Below are 19,448 nucleotides of genomic sequence, written 5' to 3' on the forward strand. Positions count from 1 at the left end.
CGCGGGGTTGGTGGCGCATGATCATCGCCGAGCCCCTCGCCCCCCATCTGGTCCAGGCGCGCGCGCCCGACCCGGCCATGTTCGCAGCCCCCGACCCGAAACCGCCCTCGGCGCGGCGCTGGATGCCCAAGCGCGTGCTCGTCGCGAAGTCGGCGCTGGAATGGGAGCACGGCCGCGCCGTCGCCGAGCGCGCGGCGGCGCTGGGCGTCGACGTGGTCGAGCTGCCGTCGGACCGCCTCAACCTCAACTTCCCCGACGACCCGCGCCGCGCTTACGCCGAGGCCAAGGCGACGATGGCGCTGGTCGTGGCGAGCCCGTCCAAGCGCAAGCTCCAGCCGATCGCACCGTCGGCCGACTGGCGCGTCGACCTGGCGGAGGGGTGCCCCGCGCATTGCAGCTACTGCTACCTCGCCGGCTCGCTCAAAGGCCCGCCGATCACGCGCGTCTACGCAAACCTCCCGGAAGTCTTTAAGGAGCTGCCCCGGCACTTAGGGATGGGCACGATCACTTCGCGCTCGCGCCACCGCCAGCACGAAGGCACGACTTATGAAGCGTCCTGCTACACCGACCCGATCGCGCTGGAGCACCTGACCGGCTCGCTCTCCGCGCTCATCGCCTATGTCGGCGCATGGGACGCCGACGCGCAGCTCCGCTTCACGACCAAATTCTCCGGCATCGACCCGCTGCTGACGATCGAGCACAACGGCCGCACGCGCATGCGCGCGTCCTTGAACCCCAAGCCCTATGCCCGCTTCGAGGGCGGCACGAGTCCTGTCGCCCAGCGCATCGGGGCGCTCCGCCGCATGGCCGACGCCGGCTATCCCGTCGGGCTCACGATCGCCCCCATCATCGCCGCGCCCGGCTGGGAGATGGCCTATGGCGGCCTGATCGACGATGTCGCCGCCGCGCTGGAGGGCGCCGAGCCCGACCTGACCGTCGAGCTCATCACCCATCGCTTCACCGAGGGCTCCAAGGCGGTGCTCGAGAGCTGGTACCCCGGCTCCGGCCTCGACATGGGCCCCGACGGCCGCACGGTGAAGCGCACCAAGTTCGGCGCGGTGAAGCACGTCTACGATAAGGACGTGATGAAGACGCTCCGGGCGTTCTTCGAGGAGCGGATCGCGGAACGGCTTCCCTACGCACGCATCCTTTATTGGACCTGAGAGTTCGCGCCCGTCGCAACCCCTAAACCGTCACCCCGGACTTGTTCCGGGGTCCATCGTGGTGCGTACGATCCGGTAGGTGCGCGCGTACGACGATGGATGCCGGAACAAGTCCGGCATGACGCTAGGTATTCGACATCCAATCACAGGTCCTCAAACCCATGCCCATCCGCGCCATCCTCTTCGACATCGACGGCACGCTGGTCGACTCCAACGACCTCCACGTCGACGCCTGGCTCGAGGCGTTCGAGCGTCACGGCCACCGTTTCACCCGCGACCAGGTCCGCGAGCAGATCGGCAAAGGCGGCGACATGCTCGTCCCCGCGCTGCTTCCCGACCTGCCCGAAGACGAGCAGGAGAAGCTCGCCGACGCCCACGGCGAAGCGTTCCAAGGTGCGCGCCTACAGCAGGTTCAACCCTTTCCCGGCGCACACGATCTCGTCGCGCGCGTGAAGCAGGCCGGGCTCAAGGTCGCGCTCGCCTCATCTGCTGCGCAAGCGGAGCTCGACCATTATCTCGACCTGCTCGCCATCCGCGACCTGGTCGACGAGACCACCACGACCGACGACGTCGAGAACTCCAAGCCAGCCCCCGACGTCGTCGCCACCGCGCTCAAGAAGCTCGGGCTCGGCGCGCACGAGGTGCTGTTCGTCGGCGACACGCCCTACGATATCCAGTCGGGCGCGAAGTGCGGCGTGGCGACGGTGGCGGTCCTCTCCGGCGGCTTCCCGCGCGAGACGCTGAAGGGCGCAAAGGCGATCTACAACGACGCGGCCGCCCTCGCTGCAGCGTGGCCGGCATGGGTGGAACGGAGCTAACGTAAACCCTCGCCGTCACCCCGGACTTGTTCCGGGGTCCATCGCTGAGCAGTCGAACCCGTCGAGGGAGCGCGCTGTCGTCCGTCCATAACCCTCCAGCGATGCGCCCGGACGACGATGGACCCCGGAACAAGTCCGGGGTGACGAGGTCCTGTGGAAGACTGGCCGGCATGCTCGGCCAAGCTGCGCCGGAACACCCCCCGTCCGCGCCCGTTCTCCCGCCATGCAATCGACCGACCTGCTTCTCGGCCCGCCTCCGCTCGATCTCCTTTCCACCGCCAGCCTCTTCCTCGATTTCGACGGCACGCTCGTCGAGCTGATCAACCGCCCCGACCAGGTCCGCGCTGACGCCGACCTCCGGAACCTGCTGCTCCGCCTAAGCGACGCGCTCCCCGACCGCGTGGCGATCGTCAGCGGCCGCTCGATCGAACAGCTCGACCTCATGCTGGGCGAGGCCGCGCATCACCTCGCGCTTGCCGGCAGCCACGGCGCCGAGTTCCGCGTCGAGGGCGAAGCCGCCGAGGTCGCGATCCCGCTCGCGCTCCCGCAGATCACGGCGGCGATGGACGCCTTTGCCGCAACCCGCCCCGGCGTGCTCGTCGAGCGCAAGACGCTGGGCGCAGGCCTCCACTACCGCGCCGCGCCTGAGCACGAGGCCGACGCGCTCGCGCTCGCGCGAGCCTTAGCGCGCGAGCACGGCCTCTACCTCCAGCCCGGCAAGATGATGGCCGAGGTCCGCGCTGACGGCGACAAGGGCAGGGCGGTCGTGCGCCTTGTCCAAGGCGCCGCGATGGCCGGCACGACCCCGCTCGTCTTCGGCGACGACGTCACCGACGAAGCCGGCTTCGGCGCCGCCGCCCACCTCGGCGGGGCGGGGGTGCTCGTCGGCGACCCGCGCGAAACCCAAGCGACCTACGCGCTCCCCGACGTGGCCGCGGTACGCCGCTGGCTCGCCCAAGCCGTGGAGCGCCTGTCGTGACGCCGGACATGAATCTCTGGCCGATCGGAAATTGTCAGGTGTCGGCGCTCGTCGACGGCACGGGCCGCTTTGTCTGGGGCTGCGTGCCCCGCGTCGACGGCGAGCCCGCCTTTTCAGCACTTCTCGGCGGCGACGATCCCGACACGGGTTATTGGTCGATCGAGCTGGAGGACGTGGCGACTACGCGCCAGCACTACCTCCGCAACACCGCCGTTCTCGTCACGCGTCACGAGGATGGGCACGGCAACGCGATCGAGGTGGTCGACTTCTGCCCCCGTTTCCAGCGCGACGGCCGCACTTACCGCCCGACCGCCTGGGCCCGCATCGTCCGCCCCGTCTCCGGCTCCCCGCGCATCCGCGTCGCGCTCCGCGTCGGCAAGGGCTGGGGCGGCCGCGCGGAGGAGACCGCCGGCTCCAACCATGTCCGCTATCTCATGAGCGAGCTGACGTTGCGCCTGACCACCGACGCTCCCGTCGGCCGCGTCCGCGACGAGCAGTGGTTCCGCCTCGAACGCCCGCTCCACTTCTTTCTCGGGCCCGACGAGGGCTTTGTCGGCCACTTGGGCGAGACGGTCGCCACCATGCGCGACCGCACGATCGCCGAATGGCGCCATTGGTCGCGCGGGCTCGCCACGCCCGTCGAGTGGCAGGGCGTCGTGATCCGCTCGGCGATCACGCTCAAGCTCTGCCAGCACGAGGAGACGGGCGCGATCGTCGCCGCGCTCACCACCTCGCTCCCCGAGCACGCGAATTCCGGCCGTAACTGGGACTATCGCTACTGCTGGATCCGCGACGCCTACTATACGGTCCAAGCGCTTAACCGCCTCGGCGCGCTCGACGTGCTCGAAGGCTATCTCGAATATCTCCGCAACATCGTCGACGGCGCGCGCGGCGGCCATATCCAGCCGCTATACGGCGTCGGCGGTGAGGCGCTGCTCGAGGAGCGGATCGCCCCCGACCTCCCCGGCTATCGCGGCATGGGTCCCGTGCGCGTCGGCAATCAGGCGTACGAGCAGATCCAGCACGACGCCTATGGCCAGATCGTCCTGTCTGACGTCCAGGCCTTCTTCGACCAGCGCCTGTTCCGCCTGTCGGGCCCGGAGGACTTCCGCTCGCTTGAGCGCGTCGGCGAGCGCGCCTGGGCGACGTACGATAAGCCCGACGCCGGCCTATGGGAGCTCCGCACTAAGTCCCACGTCCATACCTACAGCGCCGCCATGTGCTGGGCGGCTTGCGACCGCCTCGCCAAGGCGGCTGACGCGCTGCACATGGAGGAGCGCCGCACTTTCTGGGCGGACCGTGCGGAGCATATGCGCCGCGTCATCGAGGAACGCGCCTGGCGCGAGGACACGCAGCGCATCTCCGCGACCTTCGGCGGCGACGATCTCGACGCCAGCCTCATCCAGCTCCTCGACCTGCGTTTCCTCGCCCCCGACGACCCGCGCTTCCAGTCGACGCTCCGCGCCGTCGAGGACGGACTCCGTCGCGGCAGCCACATGCTCCGCTACGCGACCGAGGACGATTTCGGCCTGCCGCACACCGCGTTCAACGTCTGCACCTTCTGGCTCATCGAGGCGCTCCACGCGACGGGTCGCATCCAGGACGCGCGCCAGCTCTTCGAGGAGATGGTCGCCCGCTGCACGCCCGCCGGCCTCCTGTCGGAGGACATCGACCCCGTCACCGGCGAGCTGTGGGGCAACTATCCGCAGACTTATTCGCTGGTCGGCCTGATCAACTGCGCGGTGCTGTTGAGCAAACCCTGGAGCGCGGTCCGGTGAGTTCGCGTCTCGTCGTCATCTCTAACCGCGTCGCGTCGCCGAAGGCGGCGAGCGGCGGCAACCAGGGCGGGCTCGCGGTGGCGCTGCTCGCCGCGTTGCGCGAGAATGGCGGCGTCTGGTTCGGATGGTCGGGCGAGACCATCGACACCTTCACCGGCGAGATGGACCGGGTGGAGGAGGGCGGCGTCACCACCGCCACCATCGACCTCGAGCCGCAGGACATCGACGAATATTACAACGGCTTCGCCAACCGCACGCTCTGGCCGCTCTTCCACGACCGCATCGACCTGACCGAGTTCGAGCGCGATTACGAGGGCGGGTACGTCCGCGTGAACCGCCGCTTTGCCGACACCGTCCACCCGCTGATCGGCGAGGACGACCTCGTCTGGGTCCACGATTACCACTTGATCCCGCTCGGCCGAGAGCTGCGCCGCCGCGGCGTCGAGAACCGGATGGGCTTCTTCCTCCACATCCCCTGGCCACAGTCGCGCATCCTCCTCTCGCTCCCGCATCACGAAGAGCTGGTGCGCTCGCTGTTCGAGTATGACGTGGTCGGCTTCCACACCCAGGACTGGCTCGACGCGTTTCGCGAGTATGTCGTCCGCCAGCTCGGCGCGGAGATTGAGGCCGACTGCGTCATACGCCTCGACGGCCACGCGATCCGCGCGATCGTCGCCCCCATCGGCATCGACGCGGGCGAGTTCGAGGAGGCCGCCGCGGGCACGCGCGCCCGCTTCGCGCGCGACCGCATGCACATGACGCTGACCGGTCGCCAGCTCCTCGTCGGCGTCGACCGCCTGGACTACTCCAAGGGCCTGCCCGAGCGCTTCCTGAGCTACGAGCGCTTCCTCGTCCGCAACCCCGACCTCCAGGGCCTCGTCTCGTTCCTCCAGATAGCGCCCCCCAGCCGCGAGAAGGTCGACACCTACCAGGAGATCCGCGCCCAGCTCGACAGCCTGTCCGGCCGCATCAACGGTGAGTATTCCGACATCGACTGGGTCCCCGTCCGCTACGTCAACCGCGGCTACCAGCGCGAGGAGCTCGCAGGCATTTATCGTGCCGCCCGAGTGGCTTTGGTGACGCCGCTCAGAGACGGCATGAACCTCGTCGCCAAGGAATATGTCGCGGCGCAGGACCCCGACGACCCCGGCGTCCTCGTCCTCTCCATGTTCGCCGGCGCCGCCGCGCAGCTCACCGACGCTGTGATCGTCAACCCCTTCAGCGCCGACGAGGTCGCCGACGGCATCGCCGAGGCCCTCGCCATGCCACGCGAGGAGCGCATCCGCCGCTGGCGGGCGCTGATCGAGAACGTCCGGCGCGAGGACGTCTTTTGGTGGCGCGACCTGTTCCTCAATGCGCTTCAGAAGGCGGACGTGCGCGAGCCCGCCTAATTCCTCCACTGCATCGTAGATGCGGGGGAGGGGGACCGCTCGCGTAGCGAGTGGTGGAGGGGGCACAGCACGATACCGCATCCCGTTGTTCCCCCTCCACCAGCCTATGGCTGGTCCCCCTCCCCCGCTGTAAGCGGGGGAGGAACTTGGCCCACGCCTTCCACCCGCCGCCGCACCAATGCTTCCGGCATCTCCGTCCTGAGCCACCCGAGCACCGCCTCCCGCACCTCGCACCGGAGGTCCCACACCGCCCCCGCGTCCCGCGCCGTCATCAGCGCGCGCACCTCGATCGCGTCCGCCCTCATGTCGATCACCTGCACCACCGCTGTCCGCCCGTCCCAGCGCGCGCTTGCCCGGATCGCCCGCTCCGCCGCTTCGCGCACGCGGCCCACGTCGGCGGTCGGATCGAGGAACCAGGATACCGCGCCCGTCAGCTCGCTCCGCTCGCGCGTCCAGTTCTGGAAGGGCGCTTCCAGAAACTTCGACACCGGCACCACCAGCCGCCGCTCGTCCCACAGCTTGACGACGACATAGGTCAGCCGGATCTCCTCGATCCGCCCCCATTCGCCCTCGATGATTACCACGTCGTCGATGCGGATCGGCTCCGTGAAGGCCATCTGCACGCCCGCGATCAGGTTCTTGAGCGCCGGCTGCGCGGCCGCGCCGACCACGAGCCCCGCAATGCCCGCCGACGCCGCCAGCGTGACGCCGATCGAGCGAACCGCCGGGATCGACAGCAGCATCAGGCACACCGCCACGAAGATCACCAGGAACGTGCCGATCCGCCGGAGGATCAGCGCGCGCGTCCGCCTACGCCGTGCGCGTAGGTTGTCCTCGACCGAGATGTCGGCCCTGAGCGCGACCAGGTCCTCCAGCGCCCGGAGCGCCGCCACGCCCAGCCATCCGAGCAGCAACGGGAATACGAGCCCCAGCACTTGCCGCCACGTCGCGATCGCCTCCGCGCTCGTCACCGACGCCCGCGCCGCGAACGCGACGGCGATCGCGACGAGGAACCATCGCGTCGGCTGCCGCAGCCGGGTTAGCAGCACGTCGTCGCCCCCGAACCTGGTCCGCCGCGCCGCGCGCTCGAGCAGCATCAGCGCCACCCAGTGCACCAGCAGCGCCACGCCCGCCGCGCCCGCGATCACGAGCGCGTCGCGGATCCAGCCCAGCTCGGTGAAGAAGGAAGGCATGAACCTACTCTTCTACCCGTCACCCCGGACATGGGACCCCAGCAAAGTAGTACTTTGCTGGGAGCCCCGTTCCGGGGTCCATCGTGGTCCGCGCACTCCGGGCGGGTCGTGCGCACGACGATGGATGCCGGAACAAGTCCGGCATGACGGAAAGAGGGAAGTCGGAACTGCGGGAACCACGCCCGTTCAAGCGACCGCACCGCACCCAGGTTCCGGAACAGGGTCGGCCCGCCCTCGTTAAACGGCGAAACCGTCCCGTCCGGGGCGGGGGAGTTGCCACGAATGAACGACCAACCGGCGCCGCCCGCGCCGATCGCCGCTGCGCTCGCCGAGGCGCTGGCGGAAACCGACCTGCTGTTCGTCGCCGCCGACGAGGGCCGCGCCGCCCAGGTCGCCGCCATCCTAGCCGCCTTCGCGCCGGACGCGCGCGTGCTGCACCTGCCGTCGAGCGACGCGCTACCCGGCGAGGACGCGCCCGCCAGCCCCGCCAATATCGGCGCGCGCGTGGCGGCGCTCCGCTGCGCCCGTGTGGCGGCACAGGAGGGCAGGCGCACCGCGCTCGTCACCACCGCCGAAGCGACCGTCGTCCGCTACGCGCCGCCGGACGCGTTCGAGGCCGCGCCGCCCGCTTACGCGATCGGCGACGCGCTGGATCTGGACGGCTTCGCCGAGCTCGCGATCGGCATCGGCTACCACGAGGACGATCGGGTCGATGAACCCGGCGAGGTGGCGGTGCGCGGTCAGGTGGTCGACATCTTTCCCGTCGACAGCGCGCTGCCCGTCCGCATCGAGGTGGAGGACGGCCGCGTATCGGCGATCCGCCGCTACGACCCCGTCTCGCAGCTCACCGTCGAGGAGCTCGACCAGCTGGAGATCGGCCGCGCCGGCGAACCCGAAGCGACCGGCGGCGTGTCGCTGCTCGACCACCTGCCGGACGCGGCGGTCGCGCTCGACGCGAAGGCGGATCGCCGCCGCGACCGCTTCCTGGCACTGTCGGTGGACGCGCTCAAGCGTCGCGGCCGCGCCGCCGACCTGCTCGTCTCGGCCGAGGACTGGGGCGCAGGGCTGAAGAAACGCGAGCGCGTCGACCCCACGCCTGACGCGGCCGACCCGCCGCCCCGCTTCGTCGAGCAGCGCAACCCCGCCCGAGCCTTCGACCGCTTTGCGAAACAGGCGCTCGCCGACGGCCGCTTGCTGCTCGCCGGCTCCCCGCGCGACCTGCGCTTCCTGAAAGCGCGGTCCAAGTTTGACCTGCAACCCGTTGAAAGCTGGGCAGAAGCAATCGCCGCACCCGCGGGCTCGGCGCTCGCCATACAAGCGCCCGTCGACCGCGGCTTCACGCGCGACGGCGTCGCCGTGATCGCCGGCGGTGACCTGCTCGGCGGCCGTGCGCGCGCCGACGAACTCGCCTCCGCCGCCATAGACCCGCTCGCGCTCGCCGTCGCCGAGCTCCGCGTCGGCGACGTCGTCGTGCACGAGGATTTCGGCATCGGCGCGGTGGACGGGATCGAGGCGCTTCCCGATGGCGGCGACGCGATCGCGTTGCGCTACGCCAAGGACAACCGCCGCCTCGTACCCGTCGCCGAAGCCGACCGCATCTGGCGCTACGGTGCCGACGCCGATCAGGTCACGCTCGACGCATTGGACGGGCATACGTGGCAGAAGCGCCGCGGTGACATCGACGCCGCCGTCGCCGAGAGCGCGCGTGGCCTGGCGCAACTCGCCGCCGAACGCGACGCCCGCACCACTGACCCGATCGAGCCCGACCCGGCCGCCTATGAGCGCTTCGCCGCCGGCTTCCCCTTCACCGAGACCGCCGACCAGGCCCGCGCCATCGCCGCCGTCCGCGACGACCTCGCCAGCGGCAAGCCCATGGACCGTCTCGTCGTCGGCGACGTCGGCTACGGCAAGACGGAGGTGGCGCTCCGCGCCGCCGCCGCGGTCGCACTCGCCGGGCGTCAGGTCGCCGTCGCGGCGCCCACCACTGTGCTCGTCCGCCAGCACCTGGAGACCTTCACCCGCCGTTTCGACGGCACGGGCGTCGAGGTCGCCGGCCTCTCGCGCCTGACCTCGGCGGCCGAGAAGAAGCGCGTGCTCGCCGGTCTCGCCGACGGCTCGATCAAGGTCGTTGTAGGCACGGGCGCGGTCGCCGGGAAAGGTGTCGAATACAAAGACTTGGCGCTCGTCGTTATCGACGAGGAGCAACGTTTCGGTGCCGCCGACAAGGCCAAGCTGGCAGGGTTGGGCGCGGGCCATGTGCTCAGCCTGTCGGCCACGCCCATCCCCCGCACGCTGCAATCGGCGATGGTCGGCCTCCAGGCCGTCTCCGTCATCGCGACCCCGCCCGCGAAGCGCCAGCCGATCCGCACCGCCGTGGAGCAGTGGTCCGACGACATGGTGCGCGCCGCGCTGCTGCGCGAGCGGGGCAGGGGCGGACAGAGCTTCGTCGTCGTGCCCCGCATCGAGGACATGGACGACATCGCCGCGCGCCTGGGCAAGCTCGCCCCCGAGCTCAAGCTGATCACCGCGCACGGCAAAATGCCCGCCGCCGAGATCGACGAGGCGATGGTCGGCTTCGCGAACGGGGACGGCGACGTGCTGCTCGCCACCAATATTATCGAAGCGGGCCTCGACGTGCCGCGCGCCAACACGATGGTCGTCACCCATGCCGACCGCTTCGGCCTGTCCCAGCTCCACCAGCTCCGCGGCCGGGTGGGGCGGGGCGGCCGCCGCGGCCAGGTGCTGCTCCTGACCGAACCCGGACAGGAGATCGCAGAAGCGACGCTCAAGCGCCTGAAAACGCTGGAGGCGTTCGACCGCTTAGGCGCTGGCTTCGCCATCGCCGCCCGCGACCTCGACCTGCGCGGCGCGGGCGACTTGCTCGGCGAGGAGCAGGCCGGCCATACCAAGCTCATCGGTATCGACCTCTATCAGCACCTCCTCACCCACGCTCTCCGCCAAGCCCGCGGCGAGCAGGTCGAGGTCTGGACGCCCGAGCTCAATCTCGGCCTCTCCGGCCGCCTACCCGACGACTGGATCCCGGAGGTCGACACGCGCCTGTCGCTCTACGCCCGCCTCGCCCGCATCGAGGACGGCGGCGCGCTCGACGCGTTCGAGGCCGAACTGGAGGACCGCTTCGGCGCGATCCCCGAGCCCGCGGCCGCGCTCCTCCAGCTCACCCGCCTGCGCCTCCTGGCCCGCGCCGCCGGCGTGGAGAAGGTGGACGCCGGCCCCGCCGCCGTCGCGCTCACCCCGCACGGCAAGCGGGAGATGCCCGAAGTCGACGGCCTCGCCGAGAAGAACGGCCGCTGGCTGCTGCCCGAACGCATCGAGGACGACCGCGAAAGGGTGGAGCGGGTAGGCGAGCTGCTCACCGAACTAGCCGACGCCTAATCTCCTCCCCCGCTTACAGCGGGGGAGGGGGACCGCTCGCGTAGCGAGTGGTGGAGGGGGAACTACGGGATGCGCCCAATCAGGACCGCTGTCCTACAATCCCTTCGCTGTGCAAGGCTCCCCACCGACTCGGGCCCGCACTCGCCGGCCAACTCTTTGACATCGCCGGACAGTGCCGATCCTCAGCGCGGGCCTCCGCGCCCCACGCACTCGGTTCGTCGGTTTTTCACGCCGACATTCCCTTACTTTCGTTACCTTCGACCAGCGCCGCCGCCGCGCTGAGCGCCGCCACGATCCGCTCGCCCACGCTCGGATGCGTGCACACGATCGTCGGGCTGGGGTGCGGCGCGGTGAACACCGGCAGCTTGGGCCGCGCCGCCCGCACCACCGGTTCCGCCTGCGAAGCCGGCCGCCCGAGCAGCACCGCCGCCCGCAACCGCGGCAGCAGCGCGAGCAGTCCCGGCAGCATCGTCAGCCCCTCCGCGATCTCGCGACGCCTGAGCGGCCGGTTCGCGGTACCCGGCGCGTGCACGACCCAGGGCACGACATTCCACAACACCGTGTCCTCGCGCCTGAGCCCCGCCGCCTCCGAAAAGCGCACCAGGTTGCGCGACGTGCCGCTCGGATTGTCACGCGACACCATGCGGTCGTCGGTCATCCCTGCGCCGGGCGTCTCCAGCAGGATGAGCACGCGGGCCTCTACGCCCCCGTCCAGCGGATCGAAATGCAGCACCGCCCGTCCGTCCGCGACCAACGCGTCGCGGAACCGCTCCAGCGGCGCGATGCGCTCACTCGGCGGCGAGCTGCAGCCCCTCGTCTACGTCCGCCTCGCCCTCGGCCGCGACGCCTTGCTCCAGCCGCTTCTCGTCCGCCTCGATCTGCGCGGCGTCGCCCTCATCGATCCCGAACCGCTTAGCCACGTCGGGCGCGAAGCGGAGCAGGTCGCCGCGAAGTTTAAGCAAACTCAAGTCCTTGGACTTGCCTTCCATCATGACGTCGAAGTCCAGCCCTTCCGCCATCCGCATGAACGTCGCGAACTCGAACGGGTTGGTGAAGTCGCTATGCCCCGTCCAGATCGGCGGGAGCAGCACCGTCTTGATCTTGGCGCCCGCCTTGAGCGGCGCGGCCAGCGTCTCGCCCTTCTTTGCCTTGACCTTGCCCGCCGCCTTGTTCGCCTCGCGCTCCTTGGGGCTGATCTTGCGCTTCACCTCGCGCATCTCGGTCCGGGGCGAGGAGAAGTGCAGTTTCGGCCTGACCCCCTCCGGCCAGGACGCGACGAACCGCTCCAGCGTGTCGCGCATGTCGAGCCGCTGGAGGTTGAGACACCAGAAATGCTGGTAGTCGAACACGAGGCGCACGCCCGTGCGCTCATGGATCCACAGCGCGTCGGCGGCGTCGAAACGGATGTCGTCATTCTCCAGCACCAGCCGCCGCTTCACATGGTCGGGGCACTGCTCGTACCCCTCGATCCACCGCGCGCGGCTCGCCTCGCGGTCGCCGTAGACGCCGCCGACATGCGTCACCATGACCGCTTCATCGTCCAGCTCCATGCGGTCCAGCATCTCCGCCTGGCTCGACAAATCCCAAATCGACTTCTTGGTCAGCTCCGGGTCGGGCGCGTTGAGCAACACATATTGCGACGGGTGGAACGACAACCGGATGTCGTACTCCTTCGCTTTTCGCCCGAACGCCCTCAACTCGGCGTCGCTCTCGGCCACCATATTGTGGAACTGCGGCATGTCGGGATGCGTCGCGTAGGGCGCGATGTCCGACGACAGCCGGTACATGTCCAGCTCCTTGGAATGCAGGTAATCCAGCACCTTATCCAGATACTCCAACGAGCATTTGAGGTGCGGGTTCTTCTGCCAGCGCCGCGTATCCTGCGTTTTCAGGTCGGGCCTGCCCATCACCTTGACGGGAAAGCCCAGCCTGAGCGGCCTCGTTCTGTCGGTCATGCCGCGATCCTGCCTTCCGGAAATCCGATGCGCTCCACGAACGCGTTCCATTCGGGGTAGCGGAGCGCGCCCCCCGTCGCCTGCGCGTGTCCCGATCCGTAGCGCGAGTCCGCGCCGTCGGGCCGGTGCTCCGCCAGGAACTCGACCAAGTTCCGCCCCGTCGCCGACCGCGCCGCGAAATGGACCCACCCCTCGCGGTAGCCCGAATTGGCCGCGATCACGATCTTGTCCTTGAGCCGTCCCCGCCACTGCTGCGCGATCAGTGGGTGGATCTGGGTGGGCGAATGGAAGCGGATCAGCGCCACGTCACCGACGACGCGCGGCGGCACGCGCTTGGCCGCCTCGAGCTCGGCCGCGACCTCCGCCTTGGCTGCGAGCAGCGCGTCGCGCTCCGGGCTAGGCTCCTTGGTGACCACCTTAGGCCCGTCGCCCCGCATCAACAGCGCCAGTGCGGGCGAAGCGTCCGCCGCCGCCGTCCGCCGGGGTGCGTTGATCAGCGACGTCGCATCCTTCAGCGCCGTCTTGCCGTACCGCTCCTGCGCGGCGGTCAGCTCGGGCCAGCCGTCATCGGCCATGTCGCCGATCAGCCCCAGCGCGGGCAGCCAAGCCAAATCCTCCGGCGCGCCCACCGCCCAATAGGCGAGCAGTGCGGAGGTCGGCTCGGGCTCCAGCCCATTGCCGCTGATCGTGGTCGCGTCCTCAGGCGCACCGGTCGGCACGTGATGGTCGATCACCACCGTCGGCACGCTCGGCAATACCGGCTCCGCCCGCGTGCCCAGGTCCGCGAGGATCAGCCCGCCGGGCGAGCGCGCCTCCAGCTCGGCGCGGAAGTCCGAGTCCCAGGGCGACTCGCCCTTACCCGTGATCCTGACCTCCGCCGGTCGTCCGAGCCCGCGCGCCAGTACGGCCGCCGCCGACAGCCCGTCCGCGTCGAAGTGGCTGACCACCAGCGCCGGCCGGTCGGGCGCGAAGCCGTCCAGCGCCCGTGCGAACGCTTCGCGGGTCGCGGCGCGGGGATCCGTCGCGGTGTCGAGGACGCCTACCATGCCCACGCAAACGACCGCGCTCGCGGCTGCGTTCCAGTTGGGTTACAGCGAGGCGCATGATCCGCCTCCTGCTCTGGCTGCTGCTGCTTCTGCCCGTCGCCGTCCAGGCGCAGGAGCGCGGTCCCACGGTGCTCGCCGCCGCCTCGCTCCAGGAGGTGATGAACGCCGCCGCCGACGGTTGGGCCAAGCAGGGTCGTCCGCGCCCCGTGCTCAGCTTCGCCGCCTCCTCCGCGCTCGCGCGGCAAGTTCAGGCGGGCGCGCCCGCCGACCTGTTCGTCTCCGCGGACGAGAAGTGGATGGACGCGCTGGCGGTCAAGGGCCTGCTCGCGCCGGGCTCCCGCGCGGTCCTTGCGGGCAATCGCCTCGTCATCGTCGCGCCCGCGGGCGGCGACGCCCAGCTCACCGCCGCCACGCTGGCGACGACGCTGTCGCAGGGTCCGCTCGCCATGGCCGACCCGACCTCCGTCCCCGCCGGCAAGTACGGCCGCACCGCGCTCCAGCGGCTCGGCGCGTGGAATGCGGTGCAGGGCAGGGTGGTGCGCGCCGAGAACGTCCGCGCCGCGCTGGCGCTGGTCGAGCGCGGGGCGGCGCCGTTCGGCATCGTCTACCGCACCGACGCGCGCGCGTCGCGGCTGGTGCGCGTCGCGGGCGTGTTTCCCGCCGCCAGCCACCCGCCGATCCGCTACCCCGTCGCGCGGCTCAAGCGGTCGACGCACCCGCAGGCGGAGGCGTTCCGCCGCTTCCTGCTTTCGCCGGAAGGGCGCGCGATCTTCGCCCGCTACGGCTTCCTGCCGCCGCAATGACGCCCGACGAGTGGGCGATCGTCCGCCTGACGCTGCTCGTCGGCGGCGTGGCGGTGGCGGCGACCCTGCCGCTCGCCTTCGCGCTGGCGCTGCTGCTCGCCCGCGGCCGGTTCCCGGGCAAGCTCCTCGTCGACGGCCTTGTCCACCTGCCGCTCGTCGTGCCGCCGGTGGTCACGGGCTGGGTGCTGCTGCTCGCCTTCGCGCCCGCCGGACCACTCGGGCGATTGCTGGACGCGTGGTTCGGTACCAGCGTGCTGTTCCGCTGGACGGGCGCGGCGATCGCGGCCGGCGTCATGGCGCTGCCGCTGATGGTGCGCGCGATCCGCCTGTCGATCGAGGCGGTCGACCGCCGGTTGGAGCAGGCCGCGCGCACGCTCGGTGCGGGGCCGTGGCGTGCGTTCGGGACCGTGACGCTGCCGCTCAGCCTGCCGGGCGTGCTCGCCGCCGCCGTGCTCGGCTTCGCCCGCGCGATCGGCGAGTTCGGCGCGACGATCACCTTCGTCTCCGCGGTGCCTGGCGAGACGGAGACACTGCCGCTCGCCATCTATTCGGCGCTGCAACGGCCCGGCGGCGAGGCGATAGTATGGCGGCTATCGGCGATCTCGGTCGCGCTGGCGCTAGTGGCGCTTGTCGCGTCCGAGGCGCTGGCGCGACGCGCGGGCAGGGGCACGCATGTCCTTTGACGTCGCGGTGCAGCTCACCCGTGGCGACGCGCGGATCGGTGCCGCGTTCCAAACCGGCGCCGGCGTAACGGTGCTCTTCGGCCGCTCGGGCGTCGGCAAGACGACGGTGCTCAACATGGTCGCGGGGCTGATCCGCCCCGACAAGGGCCACGCCCGCGTGAACGGCCGCACGCTCTACGACCGCAACGCCGCGGTCGACTTGCCGCCAGAGCGCCGCCGCGCCGGCTACGTGTTCCAGGAGACGCGGCTCTTCCCCCACCGCCGCGTCCGCGCCAACCTGCTCTACGGCGCCGAGGACGAAGCGCGGCTCGCGGAAACCGCGGCGATGCTCGACATCGCGCACCTGCTCGACCGCTGGCCGCGCACGCTGTCAGGTGGCGAGGCGCGCCGCGTGGCGATCGGCCGCGCGCTGCTGTCCGATCCCGAGTTCCTGCTGCTCGACGAGCCGCTCGCCTCGCTTGACGCCGCCCGCGCCGATGAGGTGATGCGGGCGCTCGAGCGCCTGCGCGACGGGACGCGCCTGCCCATGCTCCTCGTCACCCACGACCCCGCCGAGGCCGAACGGCTGGGAAACCACGTCGTCCGGCTGTAGGCCGCCACTTATGGCGCAGCCGGTCCACATCCTTCACCTCCACTCCTCCTTCGACTTGGGCGGCAAGGAGGCGCGAGCCGTGCGCCTAATGAACGCCTGGGGCGACCGGGCGCGACACACGGTCGTCTCCGGCGTCCCCGGGGCGCTGGGCGCGCGCGCGGCGATCGGCAAGCGCGTGAAGTACGAGATCGCGCAGGACTCGCCGCCGCTCACCGGCAAGCCGTCAGTCGCTCGCTATGAGGCAATCGCGCGCTTCATGCGTCGTTTCGACCTAGTGCTGACCTATAATTGGGGCGCCATCGACGGGGTCATGGCCAAGCGCGCCTTCGGTAAGGGCTTGCCGCCGGTCGTCCACCACGAGGACGGCTTCAACGAGGACGAGGCCAAGGGCCTGAAGCTCGAGCGCAACCTCTACCGCCGCGTCGCGCTCCCGGCCGCGCACGCGCTGATCGTGCCCAGCCGCACGCTGGAGCGCATCGCGCTCAGGACGTGGAAGCAGCCCGAGGAGCGCGTCCGCCGCATCGAGAACGGCATCGACACGCACCTTTACGCCGGCAAGCCCGACCCGAAGGCGATCCCCGGCTTCGTGCGAAACGAGCGCGAGGTCGTCATCGGCGCGCTCGCCCGGCTCACGCCGGTGAAGGATCTATCGCTGCTGGTCCGCGCGTGCGGCGGCTTGTCGGGTCGCTTTCGGCTCGTCATTGTCGGCGAAGGGCCTGAGCGCGATCTCATCCTCCAATCGGCGGCGGCGATGGGCATCGCCGACCGGGTCGTCCTGCCGGGCTTCCTGCGCGAGCCGCACCGCTATGTCGGGTTGTTCGACATCCTCGCCGTCTCGTCGCGGTCCGAGCAGTTTCCCATCTCGGTCGTGGAGGCGATGGCGGCCGGGCTGCCGATCGCCGGCCACCCGGTCGGCGACGTGCCGCTGATGGTCGCGGCCGACAACCTGCCCTTCATCACCGAGTATCCGGGCGAGGTGCGCTTGCGCGACGCGCTACAGCCGCTGGTCCTCGACGCGGACCTGCGCGCCCGCGTCGGCGCGGCGAACCGGGCCAAGGCGCGGGCCGAGTTCGACGAGGCGGTCATGATCGGCCGCTACGCGCAGCTCTACGAACAGGCGATGGGCCGCCCCGGCGCGCTCGGCGGGTGAGGACTTTTCCGTCCGCAACCTTTCGCTATAGAGCGCGTAACTTGCGATAGAGAGGTTCCGCGCCCGTGTTCAAAGGCTTGACCCCCATCAACTATAACGGCCGCGAGGTCTGGCCGCTGGTGGAGGGGGGCAAAGGCGTGTCTGCGACGAACCACGCGTCGGCGGGCGCCTGGGCGGCGGCGGGCGGCATCGGCACCGTGTCGGCCGTCAACGCAGACAGCTATGACGCCGAAGGCAAGATCATTCCCCAGATCTATCGCGCGCTGACGCGGCGCGAGCGGCACGAGGAGCTGATCCAGTACGCGATCGACGGCGCGGTCGAGCAGGTAAAGCGCGCCTATGAGATCGCCAGCGGCTGCGGCGCGATTAACATCAACGTGCTGTGGGAGATGGGAGGCGCTCAGCGGATCCTGCACGGCGTGCTCGAGCGGACGCGCGGGCTGGTGTCCGGCGTCACCTGTGGTGCCGGCATGCCGTACAAACTGTCGGAGATCGCGGCGTCCTACAATGTCGGCTACCTGCCGATCGTCAGCTCGGGCCGCGCCTTCCGCGCACTCTGGAAGCGCGCCTATTCGAAGGCGGCGGAGTGGCTGACGGCGGTTGTGTACGAGGACCCCTGGCTCGCGGGTGGCCATAATGGCCTGTCGAACGCCGAGGACCCGCTCAAGCCCGAGGACCCGTACCCGCGGGTAAAGGCGCTGCGCGAGACGATGCGCGAGGGCGGTGTCCCGGACACGACGCCGATCGTGATGGCGGGCGGCGTGTGGTACTTACGCGATTGGAACGACTGGATCGACAATCCGGAGCTCGGCTCCATCATGTTCCAGTACGGCACGCGGCCCTTGCTGACGCAGGAGAGCCCGATCCCTCAGGGGTGGAAGGACAAGCTTCTCCACATCGAAGAGGGCGACGTCCTGCTCCACCGCTTCTCGCCCACCGGCTTCTACTCGTCGGCAGTGCGCAACCCGTTCCTGCGCAGCCTCGAAGCGCGCTCCGAGCGGCAGATCGCCTTTTCGACTCAGGAAGCGGGCGACCATGTGTTTCAGCTCGACGTGGGCGTGAAGGGCAAGAACTTCTGGGTCACGCGCAACGACCTGCTCCGCGCGCGCGAGTGGTTCGGGCTGGGCTTCACCGACGCGCTGAAGACGCCCGACAACACGCTGGTGTTCGTGACGCCCGAGGAAAAGGCGGAGATCCGCAAGGACCAGGCGGACTGCATGGGCTGCTTGTCACAGTGCCTGTTCTCGAGTTGGGCCGACACGGAGACCAACTCGACGGGGCGCCTGGCGGACCCGCGCTCCTTCTGCATTCAGAAGACGCTCCAGGACATCGCGCACGGCGGAGACACCGACCGCAACCTAATGTTCGCGGGCCACGCGGCCTACAACTTCAAGCGCGATCCCTTCTACTCGAACGGGTTCGTGCCGACGGTGAAGCAGCTCGTCGACCGCATCCTGACAGGGGATTAGGCCCAGCCCTCCAGCACCTGGTCGGGCGGGCGGTGGCCGTCGGCCCACATGCGGATGTTGAGGATCACCTTCTCGCCCGTGGCGACCCGCCCTTCATAGGTGGCTGAGCCCATGTGCGGCGTCATGACGACGTTGGGCAGCGCGAGGAGGCGCGGGTCGATCTCCGGCTCGTGACGCCAGACGTCCAGGCCGGCGCCGGCCAGGCGGCCCTGCTCCAGCGCGTCGGTCAGCGCATCCTCGTCGACGATGCCGCCGCGCGACGTGTTGATGAGGAACACGTGCGGGCGCAGCAGCGCCAGGCGGCGGGCGTCGAGCAGGTTCTCGCTGTCCGGGTTGCGCGGCGTGTGGATCGACAGGATGTCGATCTCCGCGAGCATGCCGTCGAGGTTGGGGTGCCACGCCGCGCCGAGCTCCGCCTCCAGCACGAGCGGCAAGCGGTGGCGGTTGTGGTAGTGGATCGAGAGTCCGAAGGCGCGGGCGCGTCGGGCGACCGCCTGGCCGATGCGGCCCATGCCGACGATGCCGAGCTTCTTGCCGCCGATGCGATGGCCCAGCATGCCGCCGGGGCTCCAGCCGGTCCACTGGCCGGAGCGGACGAGCTTCTCGCCCTCCGCCAGTCGCCGCGGCACCGCCAGGATGAGGGCCATCGCCATGTCGGCGGTGTCCTCGGTAAGGACGCCGGGCGTGTTGGTGACGATAACGCCGCGGGCGCGGGCGGCGTGCAGGTCGATGTGGTTCACGCCGGCCCCAAAGTTAGCGATCAGCTTGAGGGCGGGGCCGGCGGCGGCGATGAGGTCGGCGTCGATCTGGTCGGTGACGGTGGGGACGAGCACGTCGCAGTCGGCCATCGCCCGGCTAAGCTCGTCGCGGGTCATGGGTCGGTCGTCGGCGGGCAGGCGGGCGTCGAACAGCTCCGAGAGGCGGCGCATCGTCGCGTCCGGGAGCACGCGGGTGACGGCGACGCGGGGGGCGGGACGGCGCTGGTCGGTCATGGAGACCGTGGTGAGGGCCGCGGCCCGCCTACGTCAACCCGGT

The 19,448-nt window shown here is 70.3% G+C and carries 16 protein-coding genes; 11 read left to right on the top strand and 5 right to left on the bottom strand.

What is annotated here, in order from left to right; translation table 11 throughout:
- Positions 1-17 precede the first annotated feature (17 nt).
- The 5 genes from CKY28_RS16085 (at position 18) to CKY28_RS16105 (ending at position 6,129) form a co-directional block, all read left to right on the top strand.
- On the top strand, positions 18-1,163 hold the full coding sequence (locus CKY28_RS16085) for an SPL family radical SAM protein (RefSeq protein ID WP_245841880.1): 1,146 nt from the start codon (positions 18-20) through the stop codon (positions 1,161-1,163).
- Positions 1,164-1,324: 161 nt separating this feature from the next.
- Positions 1,325-1,981: an HAD family hydrolase gene (locus CKY28_RS16090; protein WP_095999403.1), complete on the top strand. Its 657-nt coding sequence runs from the start codon at positions 1,325-1,327 to the stop codon at positions 1,979-1,981.
- A 223-nt stretch (positions 1,982-2,204) separates the two neighbouring features.
- Positions 2,205-2,960, top strand: a complete 756-nt coding sequence (gene otsB, locus CKY28_RS16095) for a trehalose-phosphatase (protein ID WP_095999404.1) — start codon at positions 2,205-2,207, stop codon at positions 2,958-2,960.
- 8 nt (positions 2,961-2,968) lie between these two features.
- The gene (locus CKY28_RS16100; RefSeq protein WP_095999550.1) at positions 2,969-4,738 is read left to right on the top strand and encodes a glycoside hydrolase family 15 protein; all 1,770 of its coding nucleotides are present in this window, start codon (positions 2,969-2,971) and stop codon (positions 4,736-4,738) included.
- On the top strand, positions 4,720-6,129 hold the full coding sequence (locus CKY28_RS16105) for an alpha,alpha-trehalose-phosphate synthase (UDP-forming) (RefSeq protein WP_095999551.1): 1,410 nt from the start codon (positions 4,720-4,722) through the stop codon (positions 6,127-6,129). Before CKY28_RS16100 ends, CKY28_RS16105 begins: the two co-directional genes overlap by 19 nt.
- Positions 6,130-6,233: 104 nt before the next feature.
- Here CKY28_RS16105 and CKY28_RS16110 read toward each other — a convergent pair whose 3' ends face one another.
- Positions 6,234-7,322 (bottom strand): mechanosensitive ion channel family protein, encoded by a 1,089-nt coding sequence (locus tag CKY28_RS16110; RefSeq protein ID WP_095999405.1) that lies wholly within the window; start codon positions 7,320-7,322, stop codon positions 6,234-6,236.
- A gap of 282 nt (positions 7,323-7,604) precedes the next feature.
- On the opposite strand from CKY28_RS16110, the gene CKY28_RS16115 reads away from it, so the two are divergent.
- Positions 7,605-10,715, top strand: a complete 3,111-nt coding sequence (locus CKY28_RS16115) for a helicase-related protein (protein ID WP_095999406.1) — start codon at positions 7,605-7,607, stop codon at positions 10,713-10,715.
- 226 nt (positions 10,716-10,941) lie between these two features.
- Here CKY28_RS16115 and CKY28_RS16120 read toward each other — a convergent pair whose 3' ends face one another.
- Genes CKY28_RS16120 through CKY28_RS16130 form a run of 3 tightly spaced genes read right to left on the bottom strand, consistent with a single transcriptional unit; the run spans position 10,942 to position 13,716 of the window.
- The gene (locus tag CKY28_RS16120) at positions 10,942-11,448 is read right to left on the bottom strand and encodes a uracil-DNA glycosylase family protein (RefSeq protein WP_176473142.1); all 507 of its coding nucleotides are present in this window, start codon (positions 11,446-11,448) and stop codon (positions 10,942-10,944) included.
- Between the two features lie 55 nt (positions 11,449-11,503).
- Entirely contained in the window at positions 11,504-12,670 is a 1,167-nt protein-coding gene (gene uvsE / locus CKY28_RS16125) for a UV DNA damage repair endonuclease UvsE (protein ID WP_095999408.1), read from the bottom strand.
- Entirely contained in the window at positions 12,667-13,716 is a 1,050-nt protein-coding gene (locus CKY28_RS16130) for a single-stranded-DNA-specific exonuclease RecJ (protein WP_095999409.1), read from the bottom strand. The genes uvsE and CKY28_RS16130 overlap by 4 nt, the downstream gene beginning before the upstream one ends.
- A gap of 56 nt (positions 13,717-13,772) precedes the next feature.
- On the opposite strand from CKY28_RS16130, the gene modA reads away from it, so the two are divergent.
- From modA to CKY28_RS16155, 5 genes are all read left to right on the top strand, one after another.
- Positions 13,773-14,519 (top strand): molybdate ABC transporter substrate-binding protein, encoded by a 747-nt coding sequence (modA, locus tag CKY28_RS16135; protein WP_095999410.1) that lies wholly within the window; start codon positions 13,773-13,775, stop codon positions 14,517-14,519.
- Complete coding sequence (gene modB / locus CKY28_RS16140; protein ID WP_095999411.1) at positions 14,516-15,202, top strand: molybdate ABC transporter permease subunit; 687 nt, start codon at positions 14,516-14,518, stop codon at positions 15,200-15,202. The genes modA and modB overlap by 4 nt, the downstream gene beginning before the upstream one ends.
- Positions 15,192-15,794: an ATP-binding cassette domain-containing protein gene (locus tag CKY28_RS16145; protein ID WP_095999552.1), complete on the top strand. Its 603-nt coding sequence runs from the start codon at positions 15,192-15,194 to the stop codon at positions 15,792-15,794. Before modB ends, CKY28_RS16145 begins: the two co-directional genes overlap by 11 nt.
- Before the next feature lie 10 nt (positions 15,795-15,804).
- Entirely contained in the window at positions 15,805-16,944 is a 1,140-nt protein-coding gene (locus tag CKY28_RS16150) for a glycosyltransferase (RefSeq protein ID WP_095999412.1), read from the top strand.
- 65 nt (positions 16,945-17,009) lie between these two features.
- A complete protein-coding gene (locus tag CKY28_RS16155) occupies positions 17,010-18,413 on the top strand; it encodes an NAD(P)H-dependent flavin oxidoreductase (protein WP_095999413.1) in 1,404 nt (467 codons plus the stop codon).
- Here the strand turns inward: CKY28_RS16155 and CKY28_RS16160 are convergent.
- Positions 18,410-19,405 (bottom strand): 2-hydroxyacid dehydrogenase, encoded by a 996-nt coding sequence (locus tag CKY28_RS16160; protein WP_095999414.1) that lies wholly within the window; start codon positions 19,403-19,405, stop codon positions 18,410-18,412. The genes CKY28_RS16155 and CKY28_RS16160 overlap by 4 nt on opposite strands.
- Positions 19,406-19,448: the final 43 nt, after the last annotated feature.

It is taken from the genome of Sphingomonas lenta (assembly GCF_002288825.1).
Taxonomy (GTDB): domain Bacteria; phylum Pseudomonadota; class Alphaproteobacteria; order Sphingomonadales; family Sphingomonadaceae; genus Sphingomonas; species Sphingomonas lenta.

Coding starts and splice junctions, on each gene's coding strand:
- CKY28_RS16100 (WP_095999550.1), top strand. CDS start 2,969: ATGAATCTCTGGCCGATCGGAAATTGTCAGGTGTCGGCGCTCGTCGAC.
- CKY28_RS16115 (WP_095999406.1), top strand. CDS start 7,605: ATGAACGACCAACCGGCGCCGCCCGCGCCGATCGCCGCTGCGCTCGCC.
- CKY28_RS16085 (WP_245841880.1), top strand. CDS start 18: ATGATCATCGCCGAGCCCCTCGCCCCCCATCTGGTCCAGGCGCGCGCG.
- CKY28_RS16090 (WP_095999403.1), top strand. CDS start 1,325: ATGCCCATCCGCGCCATCCTCTTCGACATCGACGGCACGCTGGTCGAC.
- uvsE (WP_095999408.1), bottom strand. CDS start 12,670: ATGACCGACAGAACGAGGCCGCTCAGGCTGGGCTTTCCCGTCAAGGTG.
- modB (WP_095999411.1), top strand. CDS start 14,516: ATGACGCCCGACGAGTGGGCGATCGTCCGCCTGACGCTGCTCGTCGGC.
- CKY28_RS16145 (WP_095999552.1), top strand. CDS start 15,192: ATGTCCTTTGACGTCGCGGTGCAGCTCACCCGTGGCGACGCGCGGATC.
- otsB (WP_095999404.1), top strand. CDS start 2,205: ATGCAATCGACCGACCTGCTTCTCGGCCCGCCTCCGCTCGATCTCCTT.
- CKY28_RS16130 (WP_095999409.1), bottom strand. CDS start 13,716: ATGGTAGGCGTCCTCGACACCGCGACGGATCCCCGCGCCGCGACCCGC.
- CKY28_RS16110 (WP_095999405.1), bottom strand. CDS start 7,322: ATGCCTTCCTTCTTCACCGAGCTGGGCTGGATCCGCGACGCGCTCGTG.
- CKY28_RS16150 (WP_095999412.1), top strand. CDS start 15,805: ATGGCGCAGCCGGTCCACATCCTTCACCTCCACTCCTCCTTCGACTTG.
- modA (WP_095999410.1), top strand. CDS start 13,773: ATGATCCGCCTCCTGCTCTGGCTGCTGCTGCTTCTGCCCGTCGCCGTC.
- CKY28_RS16160 (WP_095999414.1), bottom strand. CDS start 19,405: ATGACCGACCAGCGCCGTCCCGCCCCCCGCGTCGCCGTCACCCGCGTG.